Raw genomic sequence first — 13,754 nt, forward strand, 5'->3', positions numbered from 1 at the left:
CGGTTCTCCACCTACATATTTCTGGATAAAAAAATGAAAGATTTCATGCATGCTGTGCTGAAGAAAAAAGAGACGATAACTCTCAGTGAGCAAGGGTGTACGGTTGAGGATATTGTTGCCATTGCCGCCGGTGCAAAAGTGATGCTTGACCCATGTTCTCTGGAAAATATGAGAAAAACGCAGCAGCTAATGCAGGATGCAATTACCAGTGGCGTTCCCATATATGGCCTGACGACCGGCGTTGGGGACCTGTACAGTGTCAAACTTACTCCCGAAGAAATCAGACAAACACAACTCAACATGTTACGCAGTCATGCCAGCGGCGTGGGCACCCCACTGGATAGCTGGAATGTTCGGGCCATTATGGCCACGATTATTGTCGCCATGCTGAAAGGTGCGAGCGGTGTTTCACCCGAATTGCTGGAAACAATAGCCGCCATGTTAAACAAAGGCGTGACACCGCGGGCACCATTGGGTGGATCTGTGGGCTATCTTATCGCGACGGCACATATCGGACTGAGTGTCTTTGGTTATGGAGAGTCATGGTTTGAGGGTAAATGGCTATCGGGCGCTGAAGCCATGCAACGCGCGGGTATTACGATTCGCGAACCCGGCCCAAGGGAAGGACATGCATTAATCAGCGGCACCTATGAGATCACCGGACTCGGTGCTATCGCGCTGGTGCGGTGCGAAGCGCTGATCGCGCTTGCCGACCTTGCGGGGGCAATGAGTTTAGAATCTATGCGCGGAAATGTTCGTGGGTTCGATCCCCGACTGCACCGTTTTCGCCCGCATCCCGGCCAACTGGAAACCGCGGATCGGCTTCTGAAGCTTTTAGCCGACAGTGAAATTCTTGATGCACATCGGCATTACCGTCTACAGGATGCACTGAGTTTACGCTGTATTCCTCAGGTCCACGGCGCAGTTCGGGATGCAATCACGTATTGCAGGAAAGTGCTGACTACCGAGCTCAATTCACTGACGGACAATCCTATTTTCATTGTGGAATATGATGAGTTGGTCGCGTTACCTGGGGGCAATGGACACGGGGCACCGGTTGCGCTGGCACTGGATAATCTGGCGATTGCGGTTGCCACATTATCAACGATTTCTCAGGCCAGAAGTGACCGGCTTGTGAATCAGCATCTGAGCGGATTGCCTGCATTTCTCTCGGGCCGTGAGGGCGGAGGGGCTGCATTTTCCATCTCACCTTGTATTGCTGCTGCGCTCTCGGCGGAGAATCGTGCGCTTGCCGCACCAGCCTCCGTGCATACCCTGTCCACAGTGGCCGGGCAGGAAGATCATATTTCTCAAGGCGCGTTGGCAGCGCGTAAAGTGCAGACTGCGATTGAAAATCTGGCGGATTTATTGAGTGTAGAATTTCTTTGCGCGGCACAGGCGCTGGATTTCCATAAACCGTTGCGTCCGGGAAAAGCGACAGCGGCTGCGTGGGAATTAATAAGAACTAAAGTCACCTTCCGCGTCAGTGATCGTGAAATGTACCCGGATCTTGCCGATGTGCGCCGTTTTATTGATGATGGCAGTTTGAATCATATTGTGGATAACGTACTCAGCGGTTGACAGGCTGATATGGCCAGTATGTTTAGCCTCCTGTTATCCGGGAACCATTGGGCTAGAACTGGCCATTTCGTGGCAGAGTATTATTTTGTCGAGTAGTTTCTGAAAAAATCAGTCATTAACTTCTGCACAGGATTGGTTTGATCATGATTCCAGACAAAAATTAGCTGAGTCAATGCGTTAGCATCTTCCAGCGGGCGGAAGACCACATTCCCAATACTATAGGAAATAATGTTTTCCGGAACCAGGCTGACAGCCATCCACGCATTGACCAGGCCAAGGCTATTATTTACCGCTGATACTCGCCATTCTATTTTTGGATTAAATCCGGCCTGATGGGAAAGTTGGATTAACGAGCCGCTTATGCCCTGAATATCCGGTTCCTGATAACTCACAAAGGATTCGTTTTCCAGATCCTTCATTGACAATGATTGTCGTGAGGCGAGGGGATGATTAGGTGACATCGCCACACAAAGCCTTTGCGCCGAGAATGTGCAATTGAGCGTTCCTTCCGGTAATAAAGGATAAGGCCCACGAATGATTGCCAAATCCACTTTTTGCTTACGAAGCAAGGTAAGTTGCTCTGGCATGGCGAGTTCAATCAGTTGTATTTCGATCGCCGGATAATGACTACGGAAGTCTTTTAAAAGATTGAGAAACTTCTCATCCAGCAGTGCCGTACCTACATGACTTATCGTGACCTTTCCCATCTCTCCGGATGCGGCTTTTTTGGCCTTTTCAATGGCAAGTTTGTGATTCTCAAGTAACTCAATAACGCTCTGGTGATAATGTCTGCCCGCCGCAGAGAGACATATCCCCCTTCCGGCCGGTTGAAACAGGCGAAATCCCACTTCCAGCTCAAGTGCTTTTATTTGCTGACTGAGTGCTGATTGAGCAATTCCAAGTTTCTCAGCTGCCTTGCCATAATGTTCAATTTCGGCGAGACAGGTGAAATATTCTAATCTTTTTAACGTATCAGCCATCTTTTTCTCATAAGCATTTGCTTATCAAATTAACATTGTAGTTATCTGGATCACATTTTTTTATCAAATCATAATACTACCCACATGAAGACTAAGGGGACCATTTTGTATGAATGTGTCTGCCTGACCGACGTTGTGGGATGAAAACAATGCAATAACCAAATCAAAGCAATGTAACTTTAAGTGTCTGTTTTTCAGTTGTTTGTTCTGAATCTGGACATTTATTGCTGCTCCTACAGCACATTACAATATTCAATAGATGCAAAAAGGCAAGTCTAAAAATTTAAGCAAGGCAAATTAATATGAGTATGTCGACTGACGTCAGTCCCGCGGGAAGAAGGCGATTCATCAAGCTTTTGGCAACAACCACGGTACTCGGAGCAACCAGCAGTTTACTTCCCGGACAGATGGCCTGGGCAATAGATGCTGGCATGCGTTCAAACCCCGTTTTTACTGCTTTTATGACCGTCTCTGAGATTATTTGCGGCTATCCCGAACTGGATAACGCACTTGGGCAGCGCATTTTTACCTTGATGCAAAGTCGCAATGCAGAATTAAAAAACCAGTTAGTGACACTTAATAAAATTCTGAATGCAGACATGCGTTCTGTTGATATGCAAAAGGCTTTGCAGGGTGTTGATCAGAATACCCAGACGTTGTTCACCGATATTTTACGCGCCTGGCAATTAGGGATTGTGGGTAGCGGGAAAGAGGCGAAAGTGGTCGCGTATGAATATGCGCTGATGTACACCCCCATTGCCGATGTTGTGGTACTCCCGACCTACGCCAGAGGTGAACCGCATTACTGGGCCAAGCCGCCTGTCATTAAAAGCCTGTAAGAGAATAATTGATGAAAACAACGCATTCAGCCACCGTCGTCATCGTTGGCTCGGGAATTGCTGGCTCTCAGATCGCCCAAAAGTTACAGAAAGCGGGGATTGATACCCTGATGCTGGAAGCGGGCCCGCGTATCGAAAGATGGAAAATCGTAGAAAACTACCGTAATTCTCCGTTCAAAGGCGATTTTCAATCACCTTATCCACCGACGCAACATGCACCTCACCCGCAATATTCACCTCAAGATAACGACTATTTTATTCAGTATGGTCCGGAGCCTTACAAGGCGGGATACCTGCGTGTCGCGGGCGGTACCACCTGGCACTGGTCGGCTCAGGCATGGCGTTTATTGCCCAATGATATGAAGCTCAAAACACTTTATGGTGTCGGGCGCGACTGGCCAATCAGCTACGATGATCTGGAACCCTATTACTACGAGTCAGAAGTTGAGATGGGCGTTGGTGGTCCCGACGATACCGGATCCCCGCGCAGTAAACCTTATCCGCAGCCCCCGCTGCCGTTGTCTGACTTTGACAAGGCCTTCAAGAAGGTGGTCGATCAGAATGGCTATCACCTGATCACTGAACCGGCTGCGCGTAACACCCAACCGTTTGATGGCCGTCCTGCCTGCTGCGGTAACAGTAACTGCATGCCCATCTGCCCGATTGAAGCGCAATACACCGGCGAGACGGCTTTGCGTAAAGCAGAACGTGCTGGCTCGCTGTTGGTGCCGAACGCGGTGGTTTATAAAATCGAGCACGATGAAAAGGGCAATATCACCTCGGTGCTGTACAAAGATCCGAACGGTGAAAGCTTCCGCGTCACCGGGAAAATTTTCGTGCTGGCCGCCAATGCCATCGAAACCCCGAAATTGATGCTGATCTCCAAAAGTGATAAGTACCCGAACGGTATCGGCAACACCACCGATAACGTCGGACGTCACCTGATGGACCATCCGGGGACATCCGTTTACTTCCTCAGCAAAGAGCCGATGTGGCCGGGACGTGGCCCGATGCGTCTTAGCTGCATTAACAATCTGCGTGACGGTGCGTTCCGTTCTGAATATTCCGCCATGAAGATTAACCTGGGTAACTACTCTCCGACGCTGGCCGTCAGTAATTATCTGTTAAGCAAGGGAATCTCAGGTAAAGAGCTGCCCGATATGGTGCGCGACTATGCATCGCGTTGGGTCGCAGTGAATACCTTTTTCGACATTCTGCCAGACCGAAATAACCGAATTGTGGCGGTTGAGGACAGAAAAGATGCCCTCGGTATTCCAAAACCGGGCGTGCATTATTTTATCAACGATTACATCAATAAAGCCCGTGATGTCGCGCATCAGCACTTCGATCACATTGCCAGCCTGTTTGGTGGCACAGAAGTTCGCCACGATGATAAGTATTTCAATAACAACCATATTATGGGGACGCTGATCATGGGCAATGATGCAAATGATTCAGTCGTTGATGCGGATTTACGTACACACGATCACCAGAATCTGTTTGTCGCTTCCAGTGGTGTGATGGCAAGCGCCGGCACCGTCAACTGTACGCTGACACTCTCCGCTTTGGCGATGAGACTGGCGGATAAACTGATCGAGGAGTGTAAACACGTATGATGCGCTTATCACTCAGAGCATCGTTACTGATGGCTCCCCTGGCTGGCCTGTTTTTCTGTTCTGCAAGTTTTGCCGCTGGCGCGCCGCAGGATTTAATCCGGCAGGGCGAATATCTCAGCAAAGCGTCTGACTGTGAGGTATGCCATACCGCACCCGGTGGGACGACGTTTGCCGGTGGGTTAGCGTTCAAAACCCCGTTTGGCGTGATTTACTCTTCGAATATCACCCCGGACAAAAGCACCGGTATTGGTCGCTGGACGGAACAACAGTTCAGCAATGCACTGAAACACGGGATCCGCGCCGACGGGAAAAATCTCTATCCGGCCATGCCTTACACGTCATACTCGAAGCTGACTGACGCCGATATTCATGCGATGTATGCGTATTTTATGTCGATCCAGGGGGTTAACCATAATCCGCCGGAAAACGAAATGGGCTTCCCGTATAACCAGCGTCTGGCACTCAAGGGGTGGAATTTAATCAATTTCCACTACAAACCTTTTGAAGACGATCCGCTGCAATCTGCCGAATGGAACCGCGGGAAATACGTCGCTACGGCGCTTGGACATTGTGAGGAGTGCCATACACCCCGTAACCTCGCAATGGGACTGAGTAACAAAGCCTACGCCGGGGCGATGGTCGATGGCTGGGAGGCGTTTAACATCTCATCAGATAAAGTGTCGGGTATTGGCAACTGGAGCCATGACGATCTGATGCAATATCTTCGTACCGGGGCACTGCCCGGCAAGGCTACCACGGGCGGCGGTATGGCGGATGTTATCTCGCACAGCTTGCGTTTCCTGACCCCGGAAGATATGAGCGCGCTGGCGACCTATATCAAAAGTGTGCCGGCACAGCAGACATCCTCTCGCAACCGCTCGGCTGCCGGTCAGGACGCACAAAGCAATATCACACAGGATGTGCGTGGTATGCCGATTGATGATGCTTCGCCTTCTGGTGCAGTGTTATATAACGGTAACTGTGCGAGCTGCCACGGTACTGCCGGGCAGGGTATTGGCGAAAATAGATACTACCCCTCATTGTCGCAAAACAGTGTTGTCGGTTCCGATAAGCCGAACAATCTGGTGCAGGTGATACTGCATGGAATAGACCGTGAGAATGGGGCAGGGGATCACATTGTCATGCCGGGATTCGGTGACAATCTGACCGATGCACAGATCGCCACGTTAACCAACTATGTGCGCAATCAATACGGCAACGGCGGAGATAATGTTGACGCTGCTGCGGTGAAAACCTTGCGTGACAATAATGTCACCGTTATCCCGGGTTATTTGCTGATCGCGGGTGGCGGAGTGGGCGCGCTGATCGTTATTGCCCTTGTTGTTTATTTCCGTCGCAGAGGAAAACTGCGCCAGATAAGTTAATTTATCAAAATAGACGTAGCAGGTAATTGCTCACGTTAATGGGTCAGTGATATTCACTGGCCCATTTTTTTTGTTCAGGAAGCGCATCTCCTCTGCGGATCAATCTAACCTGACTAAATATTTATGATGCAATATTCTTTTTTCCCAGGTTATGCTCCCTCACAGCGTCAAATGGGTATTCTTCGCTCATTTCTAAACATTCATCCATGCTGGTAAAAAATGAAACACGATTTGCAGGCGTTAGATTTTAATCTTCTCAAAGCCCTGAACGCGTTGCTGGAACAGCGCAGTGTGACACGGGCGGCAGAACAGTTATCGCTTTCGCAGCCTGCGGTGAGCCTGATGCTGACAAGATTACGTGAATACTTCGGCGACCCGCTTTTTGTCAGGGGGCAACGGGGAATGATCCCCACCAACAGAGCGATGGAACTCGCTTTGCCTGTCAGTCAGATTCTGTCGAATATCGCGCTTTTATCGCAGCCCACAGAGTTCGATACCGCCACCGCGAAAATGGATATCACCGTGGCAGCAACAGATTACGCGTTGAAAGCCGTGGTTTTACCCTTTATGTCAGTATTGAAAAAGCGCGCACCAGGCATTCGCCTGGCTGTCATTCCGGTTGATGCAGAACGAATGTCCGGTCAGTTTGAGCGGGGTGATATCGACCTTGCGCTCGTCAGACATGATGCAACCCCAGAGGAGCTACATTTCAGAACATTATATCAGGAACGCTATGTCTGCATGATGCGAGCGGATCATCCGGTCGCCAGCAAAAACGCGCTGACACTGGATGATTTCTGCGAACCTGAACATGTCATCGTGTCTTCGACCGGGCAATTCCAGGATGACATCGATCAGCGGTTGGTTGAAAAAGGATACCACCGCCGGATCGGTATGGCGGTAAACAGCTATGTCGTGCTGCCCGAGGTGTTACGCACGACGGATATGATTGCTGTTGTCCCTTACCGCCTGACCTGTGCTTATGACTTTCTTGCCCGGTTTGAGTTGCCGTTAGACGTGCCAGGGTTCAATCTTACGATGGCCTGGCATGAACGTTCTCACCGCGATGTGGCCCATCAGTGGATTCGCGCCTTATTGTTTGAGGTTGGCCAAAGGCCGAATATCTTATCCCTGACGTCTGAACCCCACCTGGTTTCTGGCGTGTAGTCGAAAATCCCCGTTCTGATATAAGTTATCAATATAGTCGTTATAGAGAATACGATGTTTTACATATAGCAAACTCTCGCTATTCTCCTGGTCTTTCCAACTCAGAAGATGGAAGCACTAATGACAAGTCTTTTTGATGGCTACCAGTTAGCGGGGAATACCCTTAAAAACCGGGCGGTCATGGCTCCCATGACCCGCGCTCGTGCGCCGGGCAATATACCGACCGAAGCGACAGCACGTTACTATGCACAACGCACCGATGCTGGATTGATTGTGACGGAAGGAACGCCGATCTCCCAGGAGGGGAATGGCTTTGTCGATTGTCCCGGTATCTGGAACGAAGAACAAATTGCCGGGTGGCAACAGGTTACGCAGCGTGTTCATGACGGTGGTAGCTTGATTTTTACGCAAATCTGGCACGTTGGCCGCATCAGTCATACTTCTCTTCAGAAGAATGGTCAGCCCCCTGTCAGCTCTACGGCGGTCCAGGCGGCGAGGAGTTCGGCCTTTGGATTTAATGAGGCCGGAGAGCCGGATTTTGTTATTGCCAGCAAACCACATGCACTCACCACCGAAGAGGTGAAACGGGTGGTTAAGGATTTCGCCAACGCCGCCGTCAACGCAGCAAAAGCTGGATTTGACGGTGTTGAAATTCACGGTGCAAATGGTTATTTGGTTGAGCAGTTTTTGAATGGTGCGGTAAATGACCGCCAGGATTGTTATGGTTCTGACACGCTGGAAAACCGCCTGCGATTTGCGCTTGAAGTTGTTGACGCCTGTATAGCCAAAATCGGTGCTGACCGCGTGGGTATCCGGCTGTCACCCTTCGGGCGTTTGCATGAGCTGGGGGATTTTGCCGAAGAAGAAGAAACGTTTTTGGCACTGGCGCATGAACTCAGTCATCGCAATATCGCCTATATCCATATTATGGATCAAGCCAGCCGTGGCGCACCTGCGATGCCCGATGGCTTTCTTGAAAAATTCCGTCAGGCTTATAATGGAACATTAATCCTTGCGGGGGGTATGGACCTGAATAAAGCCAACGCGATGATTAATAATAATATTATTGATCTGGCTGCATTCGGTGCGAAATACATCTCCAATCCCGATTTGGTTGAACGTTATCGTCATGGCTGGCCAGTGAGTGAACCCGACCATAAATATTATTATGGCGGAACGGAGCAGGGATATACAGATTACCCCACCTTCAGTGGTGCGACTACTATTAAGCTGTAACCTGATATCACACCGATTTAAATTAATTAATGACGTAATGGAGTAAACCATGTCAGCTATTAAACCCGTATTATTTGTTTTGACCAGCCACAAAGATCTGGGAAAAGGCCACGACGATTCCGGATTCTATCTGCCTGAATTAACCCACCCGCTTCATGTGCTTGATGAGGCCGGGATCGCCACCGAGTTTGCTTCGATCCTGGGGGGAGAACCGCCGGTTTATGGCATCGACCTCGAAGACAAAATCAATAAACATTACTGGGAAAACCCGGCATTCCGGGAAAATATCCGCAACACTCTCGCCCTGGATAAAGCGGACAGCAGCAAATATAGCGCCATCATGTACGTTGGCGGTCATGGTGTGATGTGGGATTTCCCGGATAGCAACGCGGTTAAACATATTACAAAAGAGATGTATGAGAATGGCCAAATCGTAGCCGCCGTTTGTCATGGCCCGGCTGCTCTGGTGAATGTGAAACTCAGCGATGGCTCGTACCTTGTAGCAGGTAAAAATGTGGCGGCCTTTACCGATACCGAAGAGCAGGAAGTCGGCATGGCGGATACGGTTCCTTTCCTGCTGGAATCTGCTTTGAAACAGCGTGGTGCACATCATCACGGTGTGCCGAACTGGCACGAAAAAGTTGTTGTGGACGGAAACCTGATTACAGGCCAGAACCCGCAGTCGGCAACAGGTGTGGGCAAGGCGATTCTCAACGCCTTGAAGGGGTAACTGAGATCGATAGTTATTGCTGCTGGATGCTTATGCCGCAGCAATACTTATCTTTGTACCGGTTTCAACCCTCCTGTGCATCTGACCACCTTGCTGTTCCCGCATAAAAAATCGCCATCACGATCACATTTATCACAAGTTGTTCACAAATTGACTTGCCTGATATATCAGATTTGATACTTACTATATCTAACATGTCACCTGATCGGATAATTTAGCGATGCAACTTACCGAGTCACCTCAAGTCATTCTTGACTGCCAAAACGTGTTGGGTGAAAGCATCCTCTGGGATGACCGAACCAACCAGCTTTGGTGGACGAATATTCATGCCCGTGAAGTGTGGTGCTGGGCACCCGGACAGCAGAAATCTCCACGTATCTATGCCATGCAACAGCGGGTTGGGGCCATTGCGTTATGTGAAGGACCGGGGATTGCGCTGGCGCTGGAAAAAGGTTTTGGGATGATGGATACCGCTACTGGCGCGGTTGAATGGTGCGCGGATGTTGAGTCTGCCGTGCCTGACACCCGGCTCAATGATGGTCGGGTGGATCCCGCCGGACGTTTTCTCTGCGGCGGGATGCATGAAGGCTCACCACAGTTGCCGCATTCCGCGCTTTGGCGCTGGGAAGGCAACAACCAGGTCAGCCTGTGTTTGCCACATGTGTCATGTGCAAACTCACTTTGCTGGAGCCCGGATGGTAAAACCCTGTATTTCACCGATATGCCGGAGGGCACCATCAACGCCTATCCCTATAACCTGGACACCGGTGAAGTCGGTGAACCACGCCTGTTTGCCGACCTTGCCGAACAGCCTGGTCTGGCTGATGGATCAGTGGTGGATGAAGAAGGGTACTTGTGGAATGCGCAATGGGGTGGGGCGCGTATCGTGCGTTATTCGCCGGACGGTGCCATCGATCGCATTGTCTCTCTCCCGGTCGACAACCCGACCTGCCTGACATTCGGTGGCCCCCAGCGGGATGTGTTGTTTATTACCTCCGCCTGGTGGGGGCTAACCGAGGATCAGCGCCAGCAGCAGCCCTTTGCTGGCAGTGTCTTTGCTTTCAGGCCTGGCGTCCGGGGGCAGCGAGAACACCGGTTTCATCGTTAACGTGCTGCACCGTGCAGCGTTCTGCCACTTTCCTTCATGAGTAACTTATCAATGAAAATAACATCAGTGACGTCTCATCTTTTGCGTGTGCCGCTGGGCGATAAAACGTTCTATTCATCGCAGGCGGCCTTTCCGGAAAGAAACAGCTATCTGGTGCGGATCGAAACCGATATCGGGCTGGTCGGCTGGGGTGAAGGGGGACAATACGGGCCAGCGCAACCGGTCGCCGCAGTGGTTGACCATGTTTTCACCCCACGGATCCTCGGGCGCGATCCCTGCGAGCCGGTTCGTATCTGGGAGGAGCTGTACGCCTTTTCACGGGATTTCGGTCAGCGAGGCACCTATATAGAAGCGCTTTCTGCCATTGATATCGCGCTGTGGGATATCGCCGGACAGGCGGCAGGGTTGCCGGTGTGGAAATTACTGGGTGGGCGCTTTCGCGACAAAATCACCGCCTACGCCACCGGGTGTTATTACCCGGAAAGTTTCCATGATTTGCCCTCAATTTTAACCTCCTTGCAGGCTGAGGCCGCAGGCTATGCCAATGCCGGATTCGGTTTGCTGAAGGTCAAGATTGGGTTGCTATCGCTGGAAGATGACATTGCCCGGCTGCGTACCATCAGAGAAGCGGTTGGCCCGCATATTGGTTTGCTGGTGGATGCTAATCACGCCTACAACGCGGCGACCGCCGTGCGTATGGGACGGATGATGCAGGAACTGGGGGTCTTGTTTTTTGAAGAACCCGTGGTGCCCGAGGATCGCGACGGTTACCGCAAGGTACGCGCTGAAAACCCGATTGCGGTAGCAGGTGGAGAGTGTGAGTTCACCCGTTATGGCTTCCGTGATTTTATCGCGGGTGGTTGTGTGGACATTGTTCAACCCGATTTGGCCGTCTGCGGCGGCTTCACCGCCTTCACGCAAATCCTGGCGCTGGCTAACAGTTGGGGCGTAGCCACCGTGCCGCATGTGTGGGGTTCAGGTATCGCCGTCGCTGCCGCGTTGCAGGCTGTCGCAATTATTCCGCCTTTCCCGTTTACCGCGAATGGACTCCCTCTACTAAATCAGCCTGTGATTGAGTTCGATCGTAAACATAACCCGTTGCGTGATGACCTGCTTCACCAGCGTTTTGAGCTGGTTGATGGTTGTCTGGCCGTGCCTGATGCGCCAGGACTGGGCGTCACGGTGCGCAACGACATTCTTAGCCAGTTTTCATATTGAGGAGATCAACCATGAGATATCAGGGAAAAAACGTGCTTATCACCGGTGCCGCCGCCGGGTTGGGTCAGGTTATCGCCACCTCCTATGCGCGTGAAGGGGCCAGCATTGCCATTATCGATTTTGCCGATGCCAGTGATTCCGTGGCAAAAGTGCAGGCACTGGGTCAGAAAGCCGTGGCGTTTCAGGCCGATGTTCGTGACCAGGCTGCCGTTCAGGACGCAATACAACAGGCGGCCGCATTCTTTGAAGGACGTATTGATGTGCTGATTAACAATGCCGGCTTTAACGGGCATTACAATCTGGTGGAAAACATGCCGTTGGCACAATGGCGTGAAACGCTGGATATCAATCTTACCGGCACCATGCTGGTGACGCAGGCGGTAATCCCGCATATGCGAGCCAGCGGTGGTGGGGCTATTGGCATCACCGCCTCTAATGTGGCTCGCCGGGGATTACCTTATCGTGCCGACTACGTCTGTTCAAAATGGGCACTGCTGGGGCTGAATCAAACGCTCGCACTGGAGTTGGTCAATGACCACATCCGCGTCAACGCTGTCTGTCCAGGGCCAATTGAAGGTGATCGCATTGAAGACGTGATGGTGCGTCAGGCCGAAGCCGAAGGTAAGAGCCTGAGTGACATGCGTAAAGCCTGGGAAGATGCGGCCCCGATGAAGCGCTTTGTCACTGCTGATGAAGTGACGGCCGCCATGATGTTTCTCACCAGCGACGCCGCCAGTGCGATGACCGGTCAGGCATTAAATGTCACCGGTGGATTCTTGATGACCTGAGAACAACTTCCCAACACCAAACCTACCCTACACCCGAGGAAGTCAAAATGAAAAATACAACAACATACGCCCTCGCTGGCGCAATGACGCTCGCCCTGCTTTCAGCTTCTGCTGCCAGTTGGGCAAAAGAACTGGTGGCGTTTTCCCAGGCTGGTATGGAAAACGAATGGCGCGTCATGGACACCAAAGATATGGAAAAAACCTTCAAGGATGCGGGTTACGACTTTGTCTGGACCAACGCAAATTCCGATCCCGCCAAACAGATCTCCGATATTGAAGATTTGCTGGCGCGCAAACCGGCGTTGTTAATCGTGGCCCCTATCGAGTATGAGCCGCTGGCACCGGTGCCGGATATGGCCACCAAGGCAGATGTGCCATTGATTGTGGTGGACAGGGCACTTCCCGGAGAACCCGGTAAAGGCAAGTGGCTCGCGCTCCTCACCACCAATTTTGTTGATACCGGTGAGCTGGTGGCGAAAGACGTGGTGAAAGGATTGACCGAGAAGAACGGCGCACCCAAAGGCAACTTGCTGCATATCACCGGCAACAAAGGCGCATCGCCGGTGGTTGACGAACAAAAAGGGCTGGATAACGTCCTGAGCAAGTATCCCGATATTAAATTCGTCGCCAGCTGCGACGGACTTTATTCGCGAGAACCCGGGCGCAAGTGTGTGGAAGACCTGTTCCAGGCTTTCCCGAAAGGCAAAATTGACGGCATCGTGTTTGACAGTGATGACATGATGATTGGCGGTATCCAGGCCATCAAAGCGGCAGGCCGAAACGAGTTACTGGGCTATCTGTGGGGCAAAGATGGCACGGTTGATGGCCTGCAAGCCATGATCAACGGTGAGGCGCGTTTTAGCGTACAAACGCCGCCGTTCTTTGGCGAAAAAGCTCTGGAGGTCTTCAAGCTGTTCCGTGCGGGCAAACCGATTGAACCGAAGACGCAATACGTGCCTAAAGAGATTTTCCAGCGCGATACCGATCAACATCGGGCGCGTTTACCGCTGCGTATCCAGGAGTTGAAGGCAATGGGTGTCGGCTGCTGCTGACCCCGTTAATGGCAGGTAGCCAAGTGGGCTGCCTGCTTTCCTCATTGGCGACAA

At 51.4% G+C, this 13,754-nt stretch carries 12 protein-coding genes; 11 read left to right on the plus strand and 1 reads right to left on the minus strand.

Features of this window, described 5'->3' with window-relative positions; translation table 11 throughout:
- The first annotated feature begins 33 nt into the window (after positions 1–33).
- The gene (locus tag AC6I8N_RS24825) at positions 34–1,581 is read left to right on the plus strand and encodes an HAL/PAL/TAL family ammonia-lyase (RefSeq protein ID WP_497831486.1); all 1,548 of its coding nucleotides are present in this window, start codon (positions 34–36) and stop codon (positions 1,579–1,581) included.
- An 80-nt stretch (positions 1,582–1,661) separates the two neighbouring features.
- On the opposite strand, the gene AC6I8N_RS24830 is transcribed toward AC6I8N_RS24825, so the two are convergent.
- The gene (locus AC6I8N_RS24830; RefSeq protein ID WP_497831487.1) at positions 1,662–2,561 is read right to left on the minus strand and encodes a LysR substrate-binding domain-containing protein; all 900 of its coding nucleotides are present in this window, start codon (positions 2,559–2,561) and stop codon (positions 1,662–1,664) included.
- A 302-nt stretch (positions 2,562–2,863) separates the two neighbouring features.
- Between AC6I8N_RS24830 and AC6I8N_RS24835 the strand changes: the two genes are divergently transcribed.
- The 10 genes from AC6I8N_RS24835 to AC6I8N_RS24880 all read left to right on the plus strand — a co-directional run bounded on the left by AC6I8N_RS24835 (position 2,864) and on the right by AC6I8N_RS24880 (position 13,700).
- Positions 2,864–3,400, plus strand: a complete 537-nt coding sequence (locus tag AC6I8N_RS24835; RefSeq protein WP_036625989.1) for a sugar dehydrogenase complex small subunit — start codon at positions 2,864–2,866, stop codon at positions 3,398–3,400.
- A gap of 11 nt (positions 3,401–3,411) precedes the next feature.
- Positions 3,412–5,016, plus strand: a complete 1,605-nt coding sequence (locus AC6I8N_RS24840) for a GMC family oxidoreductase (RefSeq protein WP_497831488.1) — start codon at positions 3,412–3,414, stop codon at positions 5,014–5,016.
- Positions 5,013–6,401 (plus strand): c-type cytochrome, encoded by a 1,389-nt coding sequence (locus AC6I8N_RS24845; RefSeq protein ID WP_497831489.1) that lies wholly within the window; start codon positions 5,013–5,015, stop codon positions 6,399–6,401. The genes AC6I8N_RS24840 and AC6I8N_RS24845 overlap by 4 nt, the downstream gene beginning before the upstream one ends.
- A 219-nt stretch (positions 6,402–6,620) precedes the next feature.
- On the plus strand, positions 6,621–7,568 hold the full coding sequence (locus tag AC6I8N_RS24850) for a LysR family transcriptional regulator (protein WP_497831490.1): 948 nt from the start codon (positions 6,621–6,623) through the stop codon (positions 7,566–7,568).
- 108 nt (positions 7,569–7,676) lie between these two features.
- Positions 7,677–8,804, plus strand: coding sequence for an alkene reductase (locus AC6I8N_RS24855; protein ID WP_497831491.1), 1,128 nt, complete (start codon positions 7,677–7,679; stop codon positions 8,802–8,804).
- A 49-nt stretch (positions 8,805–8,853) separates the two neighbouring features.
- The gene (locus tag AC6I8N_RS24860; protein WP_497831492.1) at positions 8,854–9,534 is read left to right on the plus strand and encodes a type 1 glutamine amidotransferase domain-containing protein; all 681 of its coding nucleotides are present in this window, start codon (positions 8,854–8,856) and stop codon (positions 9,532–9,534) included.
- A 220-nt stretch (positions 9,535–9,754) separates the two neighbouring features.
- Entirely contained in the window at positions 9,755–10,642 is an 888-nt protein-coding gene (locus AC6I8N_RS24865) for an SMP-30/gluconolactonase/LRE family protein (RefSeq protein WP_497831493.1), read from the plus strand.
- A gap of 51 nt (positions 10,643–10,693) precedes the next feature.
- Positions 10,694–11,860 carry a mandelate racemase/muconate lactonizing enzyme family protein gene (locus tag AC6I8N_RS24870; RefSeq protein WP_497831494.1) on the plus strand — a complete coding sequence of 389 codons (1,167 nt, stop codon included), beginning with the start codon at positions 10,694–10,696 and terminating at the stop codon, positions 11,858–11,860.
- Positions 11,861–11,871: 11 nt separating this feature from the next.
- Positions 11,872–12,648 carry an SDR family NAD(P)-dependent oxidoreductase gene (locus AC6I8N_RS24875; RefSeq protein WP_497831495.1) on the plus strand — a complete coding sequence of 259 codons (777 nt, stop codon included), beginning with the start codon at positions 11,872–11,874 and terminating at the stop codon, positions 12,646–12,648.
- Positions 12,649–12,695: 47 nt separating this feature from the next.
- Positions 12,696–13,700, plus strand: a complete 1,005-nt coding sequence (locus tag AC6I8N_RS24880; RefSeq protein ID WP_021183890.1) for an ABC transporter substrate-binding protein — start codon at positions 12,696–12,698, stop codon at positions 13,698–13,700.
- Positions 13,701–13,754 lie beyond the last annotated feature (54 nt).

The sequence above is a fragment of the Pantoea sp. X-Soil-TKNS-1279 genome, assembly GCF_059730565.1.